At 45.8% G+C, this 19462-nt stretch carries 20 protein-coding genes; 13 read left to right on the forward strand and 7 right to left on the reverse strand.

Going from position 1 to position 19462, the window contains the following annotated elements; all coding sequences use genetic code 11:
• Positions 1 to 158: 158 nt before the first annotated feature.
• From RIG61_06965 to RIG61_06990, 6 genes are all read left to right on the forward strand, one after another.
• Positions 159 to 596, forward strand: a complete 438-nt coding sequence (locus RIG61_06965) for a hypothetical protein (GenBank protein ID MEQ9618899.1) — start codon at positions 159 to 161, stop codon at positions 594 to 596.
• A 117-nt stretch (positions 597 to 713) separates the two neighbouring features.
• Positions 714 to 2135, forward strand: coding sequence for a TolC family protein (locus RIG61_06970; protein MEQ9618900.1), 1422 nt, complete (start codon positions 714 to 716; stop codon positions 2133 to 2135).
• Position 2136: 1 nt separating this feature from the next.
• Positions 2137 to 3360 carry an efflux RND transporter periplasmic adaptor subunit gene (locus tag RIG61_06975; GenBank protein MEQ9618901.1) on the forward strand — a complete coding sequence of 408 codons (1224 nt, stop codon included), beginning with the start codon at positions 2137 to 2139 and terminating at the stop codon, positions 3358 to 3360.
• A gap of 19 nt (positions 3361 to 3379) precedes the next feature.
• Positions 3380 to 6499, forward strand: a complete 3120-nt coding sequence (locus RIG61_06980; GenBank protein ID MEQ9618902.1) for a CusA/CzcA family heavy metal efflux RND transporter — start codon at positions 3380 to 3382, stop codon at positions 6497 to 6499.
• Positions 6500 to 6967: 468 nt separating this feature from the next.
• A complete protein-coding gene (locus RIG61_06985) occupies positions 6968 to 8182 on the forward strand; it encodes a Glu/Leu/Phe/Val dehydrogenase (GenBank protein ID MEQ9618903.1) in 1215 nt (404 codons plus the stop codon).
• A 252-nt stretch (positions 8183 to 8434) separates the two neighbouring features.
• Entirely contained in the window at positions 8435 to 10456 is a 2022-nt protein-coding gene (locus RIG61_06990) for an ATP-dependent helicase (protein MEQ9618904.1), read from the forward strand.
• Positions 10457 to 10507: 51 nt separating this feature from the next.
• Here RIG61_06990 and RIG61_06995 read toward each other — a convergent pair whose 3' ends face one another.
• Complete coding sequence (locus RIG61_06995; protein ID MEQ9618905.1) at positions 10508 to 11038, reverse strand: carboxymuconolactone decarboxylase family protein; 531 nt, start codon at positions 11036 to 11038, stop codon at positions 10508 to 10510.
• A gap of 149 nt (positions 11039 to 11187) precedes the next feature.
• Positions 11188 to 11514 carry a hypothetical protein gene (locus tag RIG61_07000; GenBank protein MEQ9618906.1) on the reverse strand — a complete coding sequence of 109 codons (327 nt, stop codon included), beginning with the start codon at positions 11512 to 11514 and terminating at the stop codon, positions 11188 to 11190.
• Positions 11515 to 11688: 174 nt separating this feature from the next.
• On the opposite strand from RIG61_07000, the gene RIG61_07005 reads away from it, so the two are divergent.
• Positions 11689 to 11997, forward strand: a complete 309-nt coding sequence (locus tag RIG61_07005; protein MEQ9618907.1) for a hypothetical protein — start codon at positions 11689 to 11691, stop codon at positions 11995 to 11997.
• Here RIG61_07005 and RIG61_07010 read toward each other — a convergent pair.
• Positions 11994 to 12173, reverse strand: a complete 180-nt coding sequence (locus tag RIG61_07010; GenBank protein ID MEQ9618908.1) for a hypothetical protein — start codon at positions 12171 to 12173, stop codon at positions 11994 to 11996. The two genes, RIG61_07005 and RIG61_07010, sit on opposite strands and share 4 nt — an antisense overlap.
• Before the next feature lie 51 nt (positions 12174 to 12224).
• Positions 12225 to 12542: a hypothetical protein gene (locus RIG61_07015; GenBank protein ID MEQ9618909.1), complete on the reverse strand. Its 318-nt coding sequence runs from the start codon at positions 12540 to 12542 to the stop codon at positions 12225 to 12227.
• A 260-nt stretch (positions 12543 to 12802) separates the two neighbouring features.
• Here RIG61_07015 and RIG61_07020 point away from each other — a divergent pair, with 260 nt between their 5' ends.
• The 4 genes from RIG61_07020 to RIG61_07035 all read left to right on the forward strand — a co-directional run bounded on the left by RIG61_07020 (position 12803) and on the right by RIG61_07035 (position 15784).
• Positions 12803 to 13219, forward strand: a complete 417-nt coding sequence (locus tag RIG61_07020) for a hypothetical protein (GenBank protein MEQ9618910.1) — start codon at positions 12803 to 12805, stop codon at positions 13217 to 13219.
• A gap of 223 nt (positions 13220 to 13442) precedes the next feature.
• Positions 13443 to 13868: a CBS domain-containing protein gene (locus RIG61_07025; protein ID MEQ9618911.1), complete on the forward strand. Its 426-nt coding sequence runs from the start codon at positions 13443 to 13445 to the stop codon at positions 13866 to 13868.
• A 265-nt stretch (positions 13869 to 14133) separates the two neighbouring features.
• On the forward strand, positions 14134 to 14853 hold the full coding sequence (locus RIG61_07030; GenBank protein MEQ9618912.1) for a transporter substrate-binding domain-containing protein: 720 nt from the start codon (positions 14134 to 14136) through the stop codon (positions 14851 to 14853).
• A complete protein-coding gene (locus RIG61_07035) occupies positions 14843 to 15784 on the forward strand; it encodes a cation diffusion facilitator family transporter (protein MEQ9618913.1) in 942 nt (313 codons plus the stop codon). Before RIG61_07030 ends, RIG61_07035 begins: the two co-directional genes overlap by 11 nt.
• 30 nt (positions 15785 to 15814) lie before the next feature.
• Here RIG61_07035 and RIG61_07040 read toward each other — a convergent pair whose 3' ends face one another.
• From RIG61_07040 to RIG61_07050, 3 genes are all read right to left on the reverse strand, one after another.
• The gene (locus RIG61_07040) at positions 15815 to 16396 is read right to left on the reverse strand and encodes a DUF421 domain-containing protein (GenBank protein MEQ9618914.1); all 582 of its coding nucleotides are present in this window, start codon (positions 16394 to 16396) and stop codon (positions 15815 to 15817) included.
• Between the two features lie 324 nt (positions 16397 to 16720).
• Positions 16721 to 17155, reverse strand: coding sequence for a DUF4112 domain-containing protein (locus RIG61_07045; GenBank protein MEQ9618915.1), 435 nt, complete (start codon positions 17153 to 17155; stop codon positions 16721 to 16723).
• Positions 17152 to 17334 carry a YqaE/Pmp3 family membrane protein gene (locus RIG61_07050; protein ID MEQ9618916.1) on the reverse strand — a complete coding sequence of 61 codons (183 nt, stop codon included), beginning with the start codon at positions 17332 to 17334 and terminating at the stop codon, positions 17152 to 17154. Before RIG61_07050 ends, RIG61_07045 begins: the two co-directional genes overlap by 4 nt.
• Before the next feature lie 275 nt (positions 17335 to 17609).
• Between RIG61_07050 and RIG61_07055 the strand changes: the two genes are divergently transcribed.
• Together RIG61_07055 and RIG61_07060 are read left to right on the forward strand one after the other, a co-directional pair.
• Positions 17610 to 17876, forward strand: a complete 267-nt coding sequence (locus RIG61_07055) for a hypothetical protein (protein MEQ9618917.1) — start codon at positions 17610 to 17612, stop codon at positions 17874 to 17876.
• A gap of 627 nt (positions 17877 to 18503) precedes the next feature.
• Entirely contained in the window at positions 18504 to 19220 is a 717-nt protein-coding gene (locus RIG61_07060; protein ID MEQ9618918.1) for a protein-L-isoaspartate(D-aspartate) O-methyltransferase, read from the forward strand.
• Positions 19221 to 19462 lie beyond the last annotated feature (242 nt).

The raw sequence follows: 19462 nt of genomic DNA on the forward strand, positions 1-19462 counted from the left end.
TTCATAAAAACCGCAGGTTGATTACCACGACAAACAATATGGGGCTGCCGGCAGTTTACAGCCCTTCAAATTTTTGCATTCCGGTAAATCTCACTTATAATTTGAAACGAAACGCCATGCATTGTCCGAAGAAGAAAACCGGAATCGGTAATATCCTGATGCCGCATAATCGAGCTAGCTATAAACTCGTCCTGGCAATCCTGCTCCTCCTCCAGATATATATACCCGGGACTGCGTTTTGTCTTGAGGAAAACGGTAATGCGGCGATCGAGAATTATTCAAACGGGCTATGTTCAGACGTAGTATCGGATGGCGTGCCCGGTAAAGAATATGCCGGTACTGTTATCAGTGAATACAATTCAGGTGACGGACACTGCGGCTCATGTATAGATATACCCGTTTCCGAAAGAGCCTCCGACAAAAAGGTCCAGTCCGAGAACGAAATGGAATCGGATATGGGGATACATTCCTTAGCCCTGTTTACATTACCGCTCATAACCGTTGAGGCAAACCTATACCAACCGGCATTAAAGACGGTTTCCCTCGCGGCCATATCATCAATCGTCTCGCTGCAAACGACAGTAATTATCTGCTAATCCCCTCCTTAAACTTCATTTTTCCCGTCAGCTCTTGTAAGGGTAAGGCGGCGTTCTATGCGCAATTTCTATATACATGATGCGCATTCTCCATTTAATTCAGGAAGGAGAGGATATATGATCAAGAAACATTTTGGAATACTCGTAACAGCGGCAGTCTTGAGCTGCGCCGCCATAATTCATGCGGCCTACGCAGAGGGGCCGTCCGCTCAACACGGAGTCGACGAATCATACGGCGGAGCAAATTCCGAAACATCCGCAGATAAAGAATTAGAAGAACCAGGGGGTCCCGTTACATTAAGGCAAGCCCTGGCGCTCGCCCTTATGAAAAACCCGGAGTTGCAGGCGTTCTCACTGGAGATAAGAGCGAGGGAAGCACAAGCGCTTCAGGCGGGACTGCCGCCTAATCCCGAGATCGGCTTTGGGCTTGAGGACTTCGGCGGCACAGGCTCGGTAGAAGGCTTTAAGGGGACCGAAACCACCGTGTTATTAAGTCAGCTTATTCCGCTGGGGGGCAAGCTGTCCAAAAGAAGAAAGGTAGCCGCGCTCAACACGGACCTCGCAGAGTGGGATTATAAAACCGTAAGGCTTGATGTGCTTACTCAAACTTCTCTTGCGTTTCTGAATCTGCTCGCGGCTCAAAAACGGCTTGCCCTGGACCTGGAGCTGGTAGGCCTGGCTGAAAAAGTTCACACAACTGTGTCGGAGCAGGCCGGGGCCGGTCAAATTTCACCGATACAAGCGAAAAGGTCTCAGGTGGCCCTATCCCAGGCCAGAATAAGATTAGAGCGAACCAAGCGCGAGCTTGAAGCCGCTAAAAAGATACTGGCTTCTACATGGGGGAGTAAAGATATTAACTTCAACGAGGCTGTAGGGAAACTCGATTCAATCTCCCCCGTACCGGAATATGAAAAGTTGACGGACCTTCTTTCACAAAACCCCGATATCGCCCGCTGGGCGACTGAAATGGAGCAAAGGGAGGCGAAGCTCGGGCTTGAGAAGGCCAATGCCATTCCCGACCCCTTTGTAAGCGGTGGATACAGACGCCTCGGCGAAAACGACGATAACGCATTTGTCGTAGGTATATCCATACCGATTCCCGTCCTTAACCGCAACCAGGGCGGCATTTCGGAAGCACGCCGCAGAGTGGCAAAAGCGATTGAAGAACAAAAGAACGCTGAGGTTACGGTTAACGCGGCTCTCGCAAGCGCGTTCCACAACCTGTCTGCCTCGTATGAAGAGGTGATTCTGTTAAAAGAAGATGTATTGCCCCAGGCAGAGAGCGCTTATGATTCAATTTTCGAGGGCTATCGTGAAGGGAAATTCGCATTGCTGGACGTGTTGGACGCCCAGAGAACGGTCTTCGACGCAAGAGCTCAATATATTGAGGCGCTTCGTTCGTATCACAGCTCGAAGGCAAATGTAGAGAGGCTTATCGGGGCTCCGATAGAGGGGATAGAAAATTATGATCGACGAAATACAGGACGCGGGGAGAGTGAAACGAAAGATCAAATAATTGTGGAGAAAAAGGAACAATAAAATGAAAAACAAATGGATAATTACGATAAGTTTAATTTTGGTACTTTGCACGTCTCCTCTTCTTTCAGGTTGCGGCGGGTCTGATTCTAACAAAACCGGGGGCAGCGAACAGGAGCACGAAGACCAGGCAGGCGAACATTCCGAAGAAGAAGGGCATATAAAACTCTCTCCCGAGGCTCTTAAAACATTGAGCCTTGAAACCGCTCCGGTTGAGCTGCGCAATCTCGGTGGCGAGATTACGACAACCGCCGTCATAGAGCCCGATCAAACCAGAATTGCCCACGTAAGCCCGCGTATTCCGGGGAGGGCAATAGAAGTCAAAGCCTTTCTGGGGGACCGCGTCACAAAAGGCCAAATACTGGCAGAGCTAGACAGTATTGAGCTCGGCCAGGCCAAGGCGGATTACCTCAAAGCCAGGGCGAATCTACAGGTAGCGCGCGCGAATTATCAGAGGGAAGACCGTCTTTATAAAAAGCAGATATCGTCGGAAAAGGAGTATCTGGATGCGAAAGGAGAATTCCTTCGTTCGGAAGCGGAGATGAACTCGTCGCGCGAAACACTCAGACTTCTGGGTCTTACGGATAAGGAAATCGACAATCTCTCATGGGGATCAGGAAAACATCCGCCCTCCCATTTTCCTTTGCTGGCGCCGTTTGACGGAACGGTAACAGAGCAGCACATCGTGCAGGGCGAGCTGATCAAACCCGAGGACAAACCATACACCTTGGCTGATCTTTCGCACCTCTGGATTCAGCTCGATATATACGAGAAAGACCTTGGCTGGGTGAACACGGGTAAGGAAGTGGCTATAAAAGTTGATTCTTACCCGGATGCACATTTCAACGGAAAGCTCAAATACATAAGCGATATGCTCGATGAGTCCACACGGACAGCGAAGGCAAGGGTAGAACTTAATAACCCGGATCGCAAACTGAAGCCCGGCATGTTCGCCACTGCTATTATCTCAACACCGTCCGCAGGCACAAAAGAGGTAATTTCGATACCAAGCTCGGCCATTCAGCAAATACGGGGAAAAACATCCGCATTCGTCGCGGAGAATGAAAACAGTTTCGAATTAAGAGAACTCGAACTGGGCAATGAATCGGGGAATTTCGTCGAGGTATTAAAAGGACTTACACCGGGTGAAAAAGTAGTTACGACAGGAGGATTTTACCTTAAATCTCTCTTGTTAAAGGAAGAAATGGGCGAAGAGCATGCTCACTAAATTACAGGAGTAATTTTAAATGCTAAATCGTATTCTTGAATTTTCACTAGACAACAGATTTCTGATCATAGTATTTACTCTCGTGATGATAGGGATCGGCGTACGCGCTATGTTTAAACTCCCGATAGACGCAGTGCCGGACGTAACCCCAAACCAGGTGCAGATACTCACCAATTCCCCCGGTCTGGGTCCCGTGGAAGTGGAGAGGTTCATAACCTTTCCGGTCGAAACCGCAATGTCCGGACTACCGGGTATAGAGAGCATAAGGTCTGTATCGAGGTTCGGCCTTTCCGCCGTAACCGTTTATTTCAAGGAGGATATGGATATCTACTTTGCCCGAAGGCTGGTCATGGAAAGAATGCCTCAGGCGCGGGAGATGATTCCCGAAGGGTTCGGCACCCCGGAGATGGGCCCTATATCGACCGGCCTGGGCGAGGTCTATCAATTCGAAGTAAAAGGCGAAGGCTATTCGTTAATGGAGCTCCGATCGATTCTGGAATGGGACATCGCGTTTAAACTGAAATCCGTTCCCGGCGTGGTCGAAGTCAATACATACGGGGGAGAGCTTAAAACCTACGAGGTCGGGCTCAATTCCGAAAAGCTCGTCTCATATAACCTTCCCATCAACCGGGTTTTCGAAGCACTCGAAAGAAACAACTCTAACTCGGGCGGCGCGTACATAGAGCGCAACCAGGAGCAGTACCTGATACGGGGCGAGGGACTTATAAAAAACCTCTCCGACATAGGGAATATAGTCGTGAGCACCAGAAACGAGGGTACTCCCATATACATTAGAGATATCGCGGAAGTGAAGTTCGCGCCTATGGTCAGACAAGGGGCGGTCACCCGCGACGGAAAGGGGGAAGCCGTAACAGGCGTTGTTATGATGCTCATAGGAGAGAACTCCCGAACCGTCGTAAATCGTGTGAAGGAAAAAATAGAGGGAATAAAGAAATCGCTCCCCCCCGGCGTCACGATCGACACCTACTATGACCGCACGGAACTGGTACGAAAAACCATTAAGACCGTCACAAAAAACCTCACGGAAGGGGCTCTCCTGGTGATAGTTATCCTATTCCTCATACTGGGGAATTTCAGGGCCGGTCTAATAGTGGCTTCCGCAATCCCCCTCTCGATGCTTTTTGCGTTTACGGGAATGAATTATTTCGGCATTTCCGGAAACCTGATGAGTCTCGGGGCTATAGATTTCGGACTCATAGTGGACGGCTCCGTGGTGATGATCGAGAACATCGTACGGCACCTGTCAGAAAGAAGAGCTAAAGACGCGAAACATGAAACCGGCGCGGGGACGGGAAGAAGAGAAAATATTACCGGAGTCATACTCGAATCCGGAAAAGAGGTCGTGCGCCCCATTGTCTTCGCTGTAGGGATCATCATAATCGTTTACCTCCCGATACTCACGCTCAAAGGGGTTGAGGGAAAGATGTTCACGCCCATGGCGCTCACAGTCATTTTCGCCCTTATAGGCTCTCTCATTCTGGCCCTTACACTGATGCCCGTACTGGCGTCCTACTTTCTCCGCAGAACCACGGACGAAAAGGAAACATTTATTATCAGAAAGACCAAAAAATATTACCTTCCCCTGGTCGGCAGGACCATTCAGAGACCAAAGAGGACCGCGGCCGTAGCAGCGGTGATTTTTCTTATGACTCTCGTCATTGTTCCCTTTATGGGCGCTGAGTTCATACCGAGGCTCGACGAAGGGGCAATCGCGCTTCAGGCATGGAGACTCCCGAGCGTATCGCTCGAAGAGTCCATTCGAAATACGACGATGGTCGAAAAGGTTCTTAAGAAATTTCCGGAGGTGATTACAGTTGTCTCGAGAACGGGGAGAGCGGAAATCGCGACCGACCCTATGGGGGTCGAGATATCGGACATTTACGTCATACTCGAGCCGGAGGATAAGTGGAAGTCAGCCGAAACGAAAGAAAAACTGATAGAAAAAATGGATGAAGCGCTGACCCGGTCGTTGCCCGGCACCGCGTTCAGTTATTCCCAGCCGATAGAACTCAGAGTGCAGGAATTGATAGCGGGGGTCAGATCGGATGTAGCCATAAATATTTACGGGGACGACCTCGATACACTTAAGGAAATCGGGGATAAAGTGGTAAGAGCGGTGTCAAAGGTCCGCGGCGCAGCCGATACGAAAGCCGAACAGGTAGCGGGACTGCCGTATATGAGGGTGATAATAAACCGCGACGCTATAGCGCGCTACGGAATAAATGCGGAGCAAATCCTTGATACCGTGGAGGCTATGGGGGGTAGGACCGCGGGGCAGGTTCTCGAAGGGCAGAAACGGTATTTCATGCAGGTGCGTTTTGCACCTGAGGACCGTGAAGACCTGGACCGGATCAAGAATATAAGGGTATCGGGTCAGCAGGGAGAGCTAATACCCTTAAGCCAGCTGGCCGATATCAGGGTCGAAGAAGGTCCGGCTCAGATTAGCAGGGAGAATATTCACAGACGCCTGTCGGTTGAGGCCAATGTGAGGGGGAGAGACCTCGCTGGCTTCGTTGCCGCCGCGCAAAAAGTAGTGGATGACGAAGTTGAGCTCCCCTCCGGTTACTGGATCGAGTGGGGCGGGCAGTTCGAGAATCTCCAGCGGGCGAGCTCTACGCTCGCGCTCGTAGTACCGATGGCGCTGTTCCTGATATTCGTGCTCCTCTATACGACGTTCGGATCCGTACGTCCGGCAATCATGATTTATCTCAATATCCCCATGGCGGCCACGGGGGGAATCATAGCTCTTTTTATGCGAGGCATGCCGTTCAGCATTTCAGCCGGCATAGGATTTATCGCTCTTTTCGGCATAGCGGTTCTGAACGGAGTCGTGCTCATGTCTTACATAATCCAGAAGAGGAAGGAAGGGAAAAGCCCCGCAGAGGCGGCCCGTGAAGGAGCGGAAATACGTCTCCGTCCGGTGCTTATGACTGCGCTTGTCGCGAGCTTCGGCTTTGTGCCGATGGCGCTTTCAACGAGCGCTGGCGCTGAGGTGCAGAGACCGCTTGCAACAGTCGTGATCGGGGGTCTCATAACTTCAACTCTTTTAACATTGCTGGTGCTTCCTGCCATATACAGCTGGCTCGAAAGAGATGAGGTCGTGGATGAAAATAGGTGATACCATAGGATTTAAGAAGCTTTTATATAATAACGAATATTTTGATTTTCCTGTATGTTTGATTATGCAATAGCGGAACTAGAAACGCCCGCTCAACATAAGAAAGGCTCGGGGACGAAGAAGCAGACAAAATCGCTCTATTCACCGGGACGCTGAGACGCAAGCAGTACGAGGTTATATACCCCCGCCCTTCCGCCAAGCAGAGACTATACGCCTCGCCCCGCGCTGGAGGAGATTATAGATCAGAAGACAACGGGTTATAGACAAGCAGGAGCGCTTCTCGTCCGTTACGCGAAAGCCTTCATGTAAAAACCATATTCCCCATTACTTGCCCGCGCTCAATTCATGATTGTCACGGCTTAGCCATTCCGGTTATCGTAATTCTTCGTTTCTAATCATTACTATTTTTGAAGCGCAAAATCATTTAATCTCTTTATTCGAACTCTTACATAAGGGGGGAATCATTAAATGAAAAAGCTCTTCGATTCTGCCGCGCACGAGGAGGCACTGGTTCAGTTTGACAGGGCGAGCGAGCGGATAGAAATGACGAACGGCCTGAGGGAAAGACTAAGGCAGCCTCAGCGGGCTCTCGTAGTAAGCTGTCCTGTCAGAATGGACAACGGCGAGATAAAGGTTTTCACCGGATTCAGGGTGCAGCATAATCATACTCTCGGCCCCTGTAAGGGAGGCATTCGTTACCACCCGGAGGTCGATCTCGGGGAGGTCGCCGCGCTCGCTATGAACATGACATGGAAAAGCGGACTCGCCGAGCTTCCCTACGGCGGGGCCAAAGGGGGCGTATCCGTAGACCCGTCATACCTGTCCGAGCACGAACTCGAAGGCTTGACGAGGAGATATACGACCGAAATACTGCCCATATTGGGGCCGAACAGGGACATACCCGCCCCGGATATGGGTACCAACTCCAAGGTCATGTCATGGATTATGGATACGTACAGCATGACTCAGGGATATACCGTTCCCTCGATAGTAACGGGGAAACCTATCATAATCGGAGGATCGAAAGGCAGGGAGCAGGCTACGGGCTACGGAGTCGCGTACATAACGGAAGACGCGGTCAAAAAGTACGTAAAACACCTGGACGGTACGCGTGTAGTCATTCAGGGGTTCGGCAACGTGGGAATCTATGCCGCGTTAAAACTGGCCGATATGGGTATTAAGGTAGTAGCTATAAGCAAATCGGCGGGCGGCGTTTATAACCCGAACGGACTTGACATCAAGAAGGTAATACGGACTGTCGAGGAGACAGGATCGCTCGAAGGCTATAAAGGGGCCGAAAAAGTATCGAACAGGGACCTGCTCACGCTCGAGTGCGAGGTGCTCATTCCCGCCGCGCTCGGAAGGGTAATCACGAAGGACAACGCCGACAAGCTCAGGTGCGGTATTGTAGTCGAAGGCGCAAACGGCCCCGTCACCGCGGAAGCGGACGACATACTCCGGGAAAGGGGGATAACCGTAGTACCGGACATTCTTGCCAATGCCGGGGGGATAATCGTATCTTATTTTGAATGGGTGCAGGGTATCCAGAAATATTTCTGGTCTGAGGAAGCCGTACTGGATGAGCTTAAAAAAAGAATGAAATCCACATTCAGCAAAGTCTCGGAGCAGACTGAAAAGGACAACCTCCCGATGCGCCTCACACCGCGCTCAGGCTCGGCATAGAGCGGGTCGCGGAGGCCGCGAAGCTGAGGGGGCTTTATCCTTAAGTCCGTATAAGACTAGCCCCTCCCGTTGTTTCATCCTGGATATATAGCGTTACGAAATTAAGACGCTGCGCGATCGTACTCTTCGGGCACTAACTTGAGCGCCAGCAACTAAATACCTATATCTTTACTAGACAGATGAACTACGTACAAGATACAATTATTATTAAGTTATTTTCATGATCTTAAAATTCATTGTAGGACAAAGATAATGCCAATAACTTTACAACAAAAAAATGCTGCTGAACTTATTCAAAATGCAGCCGCTCACGATAACAGTCAACAAATAAGACTCGTGGCAGGTCCTGGAACAGGAAAGTCTTTCGCAATAGAAGAGCGTATATCTTGGCTTATAGACAATGGAGCAAACGCAAACAATATCTTTGTTGTTTCTTTTACAAGAGCAGCATACATCGACTTACGAAGCAGAATCATGTCACACTGCATCAATAGGGGTATTACAACCGCTGAGCAATTGAATGTGAGCACATTGCATTCTCTGGCACTTAAGATTTTGAGAGCAGCAGGTTTACTCGTTGCATATCCCGCTGATCCAATAGTAATGGATCAATGGGAACTTGAGAATATATTTGACGCAGAGTTCTCTAATGTATCAAATATCACAAATAGTCGATGTCGAGATATAAGAAGAAATCATGAGGCATTTTGGAGTACTAGTCAGTGGGGTCCTCCTAATTACATACCACCAGACCCATCAATTACAAGCACAGAAAGAAGCCAATTCGATCAATTTCATACTCCTAGAACTCAAATATATTCATGCGTTTTGCCAGGTGAAATTGTACGTCAATGTAACGAATCTATTACTTCCGGTACTTTGAATCCAGTTGATTTACTCAATATTGAACACTTAATAGTAGATGAGTATCAAGATTTAAATCCATGTGACTTGGAGTTTGTAGACAATTTAATTCAAAGAGGTGTAAAAACTTTTGTAGCTGGTGACGATGATCAAAGCATATATTCATTTCGCTTTGCTTCTCCACAAGGTATTGAAGATTTTGTTAATAAATATCCATCTGCCGGTGATCATGTATTACAAGATTGCTTCAGATGTACTCCAAACATAGTGAATACTGCTGAATCACTTATAACCACACATGCACTTACAAGTCGAATACCAAAGACGTTAAATTCGTTATATTCAAATTCTAATCCTATTGTGCAAGGATACGTATTCCGATGGCAATTCCCTAGTGGTATTGCAGAATCTCGAGCTATAGCAGAATCGTGCAATGATCTTATACAAGCAGGGATTTCACCAAGAGATATATTAATCTTGCTAAGTAACACTAGAGTACTAGAGGCTGATTTACTTAATAAAATGGACGAGGCTCAGGTTCCATATGAAGTATCTCGAACTAATGAATATATTAGTTCCAATGATGGGCGGTTCTTATTAGCATGTTTGAGGATTCTATGTAATAGGGACGACTATGTAGCACATCGAATTATAATTGGATCAATCCAGGGAGTCGGAACGGGAACGTGTAATAACATTGCGAATGATGTGCTACAGAATAATCTTAATTTTAGAGATATATTTTACATAAACTTACCTTCCGGTGTATTTAGAACTCGAGCACTAAACGCTATCAATTCGGCCCGAACAATAGTAAGTGAAATTAGCAGATGGCAACCAACAGATACATTAAATCAACGCGCTACCGATTTAGAAAGCATTATCAATGGTATTTTTGGAAGTAGTGGCATTCAGAACTGGAATAATTATATATCAACTATTCCAGGCGAGATTACGTTAAGAGAATTGAGAGATTACCTTTGGGCAGATAATGAAGAGCAAGAGATTAGAATATTGAACGCATTGTATGAAAGAATTGGACAGCCTTTACCTAATGAAGGCGTGCTACCTCAAAGAGTACGCATAATGACTATGCATGCCTCAAAAGGACTCAGCTCAAAGATTGTATTTATACCGGGTCTAGAGGAAGAGATACTACCTGGCGGGTTAAGGAGACCTTACCCCGGACTTATCCTTGAGGCAGCGCGACTCCTATATATGTCAATAACAAGATCCAGGGTTGCTTGTGTATTAAGCTTTGCATCAACAAGAATTCTTCATGGAGGATTTTCAAGACACACAGCTTCCCGATTTAATACCAATTTAGGTGGGATTTTCAATTATTGCCATAGCGGCGGCCTATCCAGCCGAGAAATTGCAGATATTCTCCAAGATACTGCTAATCTATAAGTTTAGATTAGACATATGTATTTATAAATCGCAATGCCATTAATTTAATACTCAGTACTCTTCAAGGTCGAGCTTAAGAGCTTCGTTGAACCTGTTTATCATATTGTAGAGCGCGGCGATCATCGTGATCTCAACTATCTGGGACTCGCTGTAGTAATTACGCAGTTTGTTGTAAACCTCGTCCGGCATGCTGCCCGGGTTAACCGTAAGCGCATCTGCATAACCTAGCGCGGCCTTTTCGGCGTCGCTTATCTGAGCAGACTGTGGATCGTCCATCTCTCTGATTTCCTCTGGCGTAAAGCCCATTTTCGAGCTTATCTGCTCGTGCGCGTGGCAGCAGTAGGCGGAGCGGTTTATCTTCGAGACCCTGAGTATGATCCTCTCCTTGAGCTTGGCGTCGAGCTCGTCCGGCTGCTGCACCGACGTAACGAACGGGCCGATGGTGCTCAGAATCGAGGGCTTATGGGCGAGCGCCTTGTATATGTTCGTAACCTTGCCCCTCTTCTTACGCATACGCGCAAACGCTTCCTTTACAATTGGATTACTTGTGGTGTTTTCCTCTACGTAATTAACCCTTGCCATAACGCACCCCCTTTATACGTACATTAATTAGATTTTAAACCCGGAGGATTTTCCAAGCAAGGTTAACATTAGGGTTAAGGAAATATGCAGGAGGGCTCAGTGTAGAATTTTTTTTACCCGCAAGAGAATTGAGGTCGAAAAGGTTACTCCTAAGTCTTTCTCGGCGAGCCTCTCAAGAGGGCGACGAAGACTAATTTTTCGTCTGCAGCCTGAATAGAATGCTTTTCATCCTGCTCGTACTTTATACATGAATTCTTCCCGAATTCCCTGACATTGTTTTCACCGTCGGAAAAGAGCCCCTTGCCCTCGAGAATTATTACATAGACGGGGGATGACGGAGCGCTGTGCTCCTTTATGCTCTGACCTGGCAGGAGACTGAACCTTATAAGCCTCGTATCTTTATCGACCAACATGGATTCCGCAACGGGATGTTCGGATTTAAATTCGACGTCTTTCGTTAAATCAAGGCTGTTCATTTCCTGGACCCCCTATCTCGAATTATATTTATATAATAACGAGTTTTGAATACCGGAGCCACACAGTCTCTCTAAAAACGCCGTTACGGATTTAAATATATTTCTCATCTTTATCTGAACATACGTATGTTAGTATTTAAGCAGGGACAACAAATCTTCAAAGGAGGTTTATTCATGTACTATTTCGTGACGTTCGACCCGAAAGAGGGCGCTACGAGAAAACAGATTACAAACTCTTACAGCAAGTTTGTAAAGAACTTCGAGAAAAAACTTCCTCAATTCAAGTTTTCAGGGCTCTACGCAAGGAACGTTCTGCTCGGTTCCAGACCGCATTATACCGCTATATGGGAATTTCCGGACTTTTCCGCGCTCGATGAATGGAATGAGTTATTCCGTAAAGACGTAAAGGGACAGAAGCTGGCCAAAGACCTCGCTGATATCGCCACCGGGTGGGAAGCGAAGGTCATGTCGAAGCTCATTTAATACCTGTCGGGCACTATGTTTATTTTCATCGCGGGCGGCTCGTAGCCTTTTCTCTTCTGAAGCGGGGGCATTTTAATCTTTTCTCTGGGCACTTCTTTATAGGGAATCAGGCTCAGGAAGTGGCTAATCGAGTTACGGAATATAAAAGGACATGAGATCAAAGCTCTCTTATGCAAAACTTCCCGCAAGCGATATAACACGAACCTCGTAAGACGAAAAAGGCATAATCAGTCGGAGACCACGCGGAATACCTCCCATCGTGCCGTACCGGATACGATTAAATTTTCAAACTCTTGTCCCCACTTCTTGTGAGGGGCAAGTTTCGCCAGCTTGATCCACGCGTCGTCGAGCTCTTTCAAGTCCTTGATCTGTACCTCCGTCTCGATAACGGATTCCAGCGCTCCTACGGAACCCGTAAGAATCCTGACCCTGTCCGGAGTCCAGCCTATTTGAGACCCGATTTCCTCTATCCATCTCTTCATGGAATCCAGAGCGGCTTGCTTGTGTCCGAATTTCGCCTGTATCTGCCATCTGGCTACCATCATAAGAGTATCCTCCCGACCCCTCTAAAATTAATCAGAGTCTAGTTGAATATTTTTAAACGATCCATCTTTATTTACCTATAATAGAATTATGGGAAATAAAATTCAACCGGAGCCATCAAGATTAGGGCGGAGCTGGAATTATGGATATATAGCGGACAGAATAAAAACGAATTATCGTTAACGACACAACTTAAACTATGATGTTAAAGGACGCTTAATAATTTGAATTAAATTTATTCGACAGGGAGGGCAGATTAGAAATGAACATATCGGATTCGTTAAGCCTATCTAAAAACATGAAGGAAGAGGTAGCCAGGGACCTGTTTGCGCTTGGAGGCTTACCCTTTTATCTTCTGGTCTTAGTCAGGGCCACAATTGGAAATTATCACACCTTTCTCTATCAGGTAGTGATTGCGCTACCGGTTATGTTCCTGATGTCAAAGTTCGTCAAAAACTCAAACCTGCACATCGCCAGAGGTCTTATTCTGGTTGTTTTCACATCGATTTTCTACGAGGCATTGTCATTTACGATTTTTTCGATTTTAGTATGGGTTTTTATGATACTTTCGCTGATCTATCTGAAAGTAGATACGAAAGAAATTATAAAGGGAGTAGCGTTAGGTGTCGTGAGTGTAGTGATAAGCTACTCGCTCACGCTGTTAATTATTCCAGCTTAAATTGACCGGCCCGGCTTCTTTTTTTCAAAATAGCGCTGTATGATAAATTCTTAAAGTTGTGCTTTGTACTACTATCTGACATATGTTTTTCAACTTTTCCGGCACGTAAATATTATTTCCTATATAAATCAGTACCTTACAGAAGTGCTTCCATATGGCATCCATCTTGCAATTTATAAAATATAAGAATAGTTGATACAAATATATTTGGGGAGGTATTTGCATGAGTATCGGACACATGTGCCGGACAGAGGTAGTAACGGTCAAGCCCGGAACTACGGTGAGTGAAGTAACCAGAATTATGGAAGAGAATAACGTTGGGTGCGTTCTTGTAAACGACGGTGAGGATAAATTCGGAATCGTGACGGACAGGGATATAGCTCTCAGGGTAGTCAACAGGTGTCTCGACCCGGTCAGGACTCCCGTAGATGACGTTATGACGAAAGATATCGTGCTTACCCTCAGGGAGGATATGGGCCTTCTCGAAGCCCTCGATCAGATTAGAAAAAGCGCGGTCAGGAGGTTTCCCGTAGTAGATGTGGACGGGAGGCTCAAAGGCATAATTACTCTTGACGATATCGTAAGGCTTCTTAGCAGGGAAATGGCTGATGTCGCCGACGTTATAGAGAACGAGGGACCGGTTTTTTAGTTAAGCGGTGTTGTAAAGCCGGACCGCACTCGTCATAACAGGTCTTCTATTATTACAGATGCAGCCGATGCATTGCGAGGTGTAGGAACCTTTAATATTTACCTGGCCAATATTCAACAGTTAAACTGAGTTCCTGTCTAGTATTTTGCAAATCTTTTATTACATCCCCTCTTGAATATCCAGGATTGGCCTCTAATTTCCGGCCAATTCCGAGCATTGATGAACTTTCCCTAAATGGTATGAATATTGCACAGTTTCACAAAACATGATTAGAAAAGCATTTATATTAAGTTCCAAGATATGTTTAATTCTCCTCCTAATTGCCAGTACAAGCTGCGAGTACCCGCGCGACCCCGAGAATACTCTTAACCATGTGCGGGGAGGCACTTTAATCGTTGGTATATCCGAAAACGAACCCTGGACTAAAAAGGTAAACGGCAGCCCTTCGGGTATAGAAGTTCAGTTGGTCCAACAGCTTGCAGATGAGTTGAACACCAAAATAATATGGAGATGGGGTTTACTGGAAGAGAATTTACTAGCGCTGGAGAATTATGAACTGGACTTAGTAATAGCAGGTATGACCAAGGCTACCCCCTGGCGAACGAAGGTCGGACTTACGAAACCTTACTATTCTAACGATTTCGTCGTAGGTGTGCCCCGAGGGACGGAACACTTGAATGCCATTAAAGGTAAAACCGTTGCTTTCAAAGACGGCAGCAACGTACTTATTTATCTTAAGGATAAAAATGCCAAACCTCTCCCCTTAAGAAATCCATTTACTTATAAAGGGCCGGTGGCAGCTCCAAGGTGGCAGTTAAAGAAAAGGGGATTTAAGCCCACAAATATATTATTACACACTGATGAGCATGTTTTGGCCGTACCTCCCGGTGAAAACGCATGGCTGACAGAAATAGATCGTTTTTTGCACAAAAACAGCCCTGGCATCGATGACAGGCTCAGTGAGGAAATTACTAATGAAGATTAGGGAACAATACGTCCTGCCCAAGGATAAAGAGGACAAACTGGACAGGGCGAAAAAACTTGAGTGGGTAAGTATATTCTTCCTGCTGTCTATTACGGTGATTATGTACATAACTATGGGATCGTCTCAGGCTATGAAAACGGCCTGGGTCGAGGATGTGCTGAGCCTTGTGCCACCCATTTCTTTTCTAATAGCACTGAAGTACAGGAATAAACCGCCCGACGAGAATTTCCCATATGGTTATAAAAGAGCCGTGCAAATAGCCTTTTTGTGTGCCGCTACAGCTCTGCTGTTTTTTGGCATTTATCTACTCTATGAAGCTGTTAAAAATCTAACTGAAAGAATTCACCCCACTATTGGGTTGGTAAAGATTTTCGGTTTGCATATCTGGATGGGATGGATAATGATAGCCGCGCTTATCTACAGCGCTATTCCTCCACTTATTCTCGGAAGGATGAAGCTGCCTTTAGCTAAAGAACTCCACGAAAAAACGCTTTACACCGATGCTTCAATGAACAAAGCCGATTGGATAACGGCATTGGCCGCTGTTTTCGGTATATTGGGCATAGGAATTGGATGGTGGTGGGCCGATAGTGTAGCGGCGGGTGTAATCTCACTTGATATCCTTAAGGACGGAGTTACAAATATGAAAAGAGTAATTGCAGATCTGATGGATAGAAGACCTACTACTGTCGAGAGCGGTGATCCGGAAGACATAGACGAACTCATAAAAAATGAGCTAATCAAATTAAGCTGGGTTTTGGACGTCGATGTGAGATTGAGAGAAGAAGGTCATGTATTTACCGGTGAAATATTTATAATCCCGGACAATGAGACAGGAATAATTGACAAATTAAAAGAAGCCTCAGAACTTGCCGCTTCTCTAGATTGGAGAATTCATAACGTGATTGCTTTACCCGTCAGGGAGTTGTGATCGGCTTTATGAATTCTTTCCTCGGTGATATCAATTGGTCAGTTTAATCTGTATTGTCTGCACACCGTCTTCCACTTTAACATCCAATATTCGAGGCACATCGTCCTTTGGTATTACGCTTACATCACCATTACGCTCGAAATAAGATTCTTTAACCCTGGAAACGTCATCGAAGCTTGCGTTTCTGCGTAACGCCTCAATCAGATCCTCTTTTGTTAGCTTATTGTCATTCATGCTATCCCAAATGATTTCCCCGTCCTCTATTATTTTACCGGGCTGACCCTTGACTATAGTATCCATTCTGCTTGAGTAGAAAGTTATGGCAGCGAAAACCCAGTGAATAATCACAAGTATTGCTGCCGCACCTAAAACTATGAAAAATGGACCGGTTCCTATTATAGCGCTCGTTAGAACCGTGCCCAGCATAAACCCCAGAATTGCGTCAAAGGCGGTACTTTTACCTACAAACCGGTTCTTTCCCAATCTTACTAACAAGAGTCCTACAAGGTATACAATTAATGCTCTGACAATAATATTGACTACCCCGAGCGATTTGGGGTCGGCCCCCAGCGCCAGCAAATCACTTATAAATTGATAGATTGCTTCAAACATGACAGACCTCTCTATAATTATATTTTTTTAAAGAATGGATATTGGATTCAAGAAAATACGTATTCGTTGGTGTTCAGTGCAAAGCGCACCCGGAAGTTATTCGGCCTTCTCTATTTTCTCCTCAGCCTGAGGCTCATACCCAAGCCCGGCATAGATCGGAATCTTAATTGAAATCGTTCTTTCAAGCTCCTAAAACAACTATTCCGCGAATAATGAGTATGAATTAAAAGGTCTGCTTATTACGGCCGTGAATTCACAGTCTATGAAAAAAATCAATACGCGTTGTATTTGTATTATTTCCCTAAGTCAAATAAGACGTATTAGTTATTTATCGTACTTCTTTAAATGTTTTTCTAAAATACGGCAATTCCTGGCATTCGCTTTCCAGGCGGCGTCGAATACGTCTCCGAGAACAGGGATAGAGCCGATCACGGTTTCGAGCGCTACATTGTATATCATCTTTGCCCTGGCTCTCTTGGAAATCTTGAGTTGGTGAGCCTGGTATATGATATAAATTGATAACCCGGCACTGATGGCGTCGCCGATAACTGGAATGAATCCGATAATGGAATCAAAACCTATACGGTAATCTACAACAGGTAGCTTTATCGAATTATCGAGAAAATAACTAAGAGCGCGGACCCTTTGCAGCCGATCTTCTTTTACGGAGCTAACGTCTAATCGATCATCGGGGTTGTATTTTATAAAACCAGCTATTTTATCCAGATAATTATCACTCTTTATCGTAGATGCACTCATGTACTTGCCGGATTACTGGAAGATTTTCTCGCTATAACCCATACCGCGTGTACGATCCCTGGTATATATCCCAATAAGGTCAATAATATGTTGATCCAAAAATCCTTCCCGATGCCTACCTGCAGGAAAACTCCAAGCGGTGGGAGCAAGATAGCTACTAGAATTCTTATAAGATCCATTTATGCCTCCTGGTTACTATTCGTCAATATTGTTAGAAAGCAAAACTTGTACCATAAATTCTATATTAATAAATATTCAAGCAGTACAATAGGTTAGAATAATCTGAAAAAGAGATTTGAGGAGTTTGAAAGCTTGAATTGTTGGATAATTCTCTATTCCTACTGTTAATAAGCGAACAATATCAGAACGGTGCGCATGAGTACGAGAATAATAACTATCGACAGAAAGGAGATGTTGTAATCCGAACTGCACTGATTATACTAAATTTATTATTATGACAGACGTAGATAAAGCGATGCTGGACCCGGGGAGTGTCTTCGATAAACCTTCAGACCTGCTGAATGCGGAGGACCTGACACGCAAGCAGAAGATCGAGATTCTCAGGAGATGGGAATACCACGCGCGGGAGCTTCAGGTAGCCACCGAGGAAAATATGCCCGGCAACAATTCGGATTTGCTGGACCAAGTGCTGAAAGCGCTTAACAGTCTAGGAGCATTTTCGGAAAAGAGTGATTCGCCCACTAAACAGGGCGGTTCTTAAATTTAAACCTGGAAACCTTCAGGCTATATATAATTCTTCCCCAAGTGATTTACCCGGAATGAGTGCATTAAGACGCTTAACAGTGTCCGATCGGAATTATCTCTCTCTTAAGTTGATATAAAAACTTACAGAGCGCGTGTGAGACCTCTTCGGAGACCAGGTCACTTACGGTATCGGGATGGCCCACCCTTTTCTCTCCACGATTTTCACCGGATAACCCCGCGCGGCTCACCCGTGATCGCTCCTACAAGTATATCCCAGCCATATTCTGAAAATGAATACAACCATAAGCGGACTAACCAGTGTAGATATAGTTTTCCCGTTGAATTACATGCTGTGTGTCAGATAAAACGACACGGCGAGTTCATAAAATAGACACATATCCAAATTACGATAAACAGCAAATAAAAAGCCAGCCGATAACCGCTCACATAAATTATCATTATAAACACAATAATAAAAGAAACTTAGAGCCGAACCTTACGGCTATAAATGCTTATTTAAGTCTTTTCATTCCTCCCGTATTCATCCCCCCGGCAGAAAATATCACATGGCATCAAATTTGCAATCTTAAAAAATATAGAATTTAAATCCCGCAGGATGAATTATCAGGGACAGGTGTATAAAGTGGAAATCTTAATCTTAAGTTCGTTATTAATGACCCTTGTCGCTATGACCGCTATTGAAGCAACCCCGGATGAGGAACCCCTTTATGAGGCCAAACGCCGGGAAATGGTTAAAACCCAGATATGCGGACGAGGAATAACCGACTCCGGGACCATAGAGGCCATGCGGAGGGTGCCGAGGCATAAATTCGTGCCGCAGCATATGAGACATCTTTCTTACAGCGATATTGCCCTTCCGATAGGGATGGGGCAGACAATCTCACAGCCCTATATAGTAGCCCTTATGACGGAGCTGCTGAATGTAGGGAAAGGGGACAGGGTGCTTGAAGTAGGGACGGGCTCGGGCTACCAGGCCGCAGTGCTGGCCGAGATGGGATGCGATGTATATACGATAGAAATAGTCGAGCCGCTCGCGCTCCATTCGAGATGCGTTCTCCGGGAAGCCGGATACACGGAAATCCATTTCAAAGTCGGTGATGGATACCTGGGTTGGGAGCAGCACGCGCCCTACGACGCCATTATTGTTACCGCTGCGCCCCATGAAATCCCTTCACCGCTGATACGGCAGCTCAAGGAAGGCGCCAAAATGGTTATCCCTGTAGGCGATGAATTTCAGGAGCTTATACTGGCAACAAAAAAAGGGGACGGGATAGAGGAGGAAAAAATCACCCCTGTAAAATTCGTACCCATGACAGGCGAGGCGGAAAATCAAAATTAACCGCGTTTGCGAATAATTTTCCAAGTTCTCATCTTACAGCATATATTAATAATTATGAATCTTTACAGCAACTTAAAGAGAATATTAAGGTGCTGTTTTCTTTAAATTTCACCTCAGTAACCCCCCGCACCATAAAAAGCAGTATAATTATACTATTTGTCGACATATCAAGCATATAAGCACTATGATTATCAATAATTTTGGCTCAATACTTACAAAGATACTATATATTTAATTAATAT

It is taken from the genome of Deltaproteobacteria bacterium (assembly GCA_040223695.1).
Taxonomy (GTDB): Bacteria; Desulfobacterota_D; UBA1144; order Nemesobacterales; family UBA2774; genus JAVKFU01.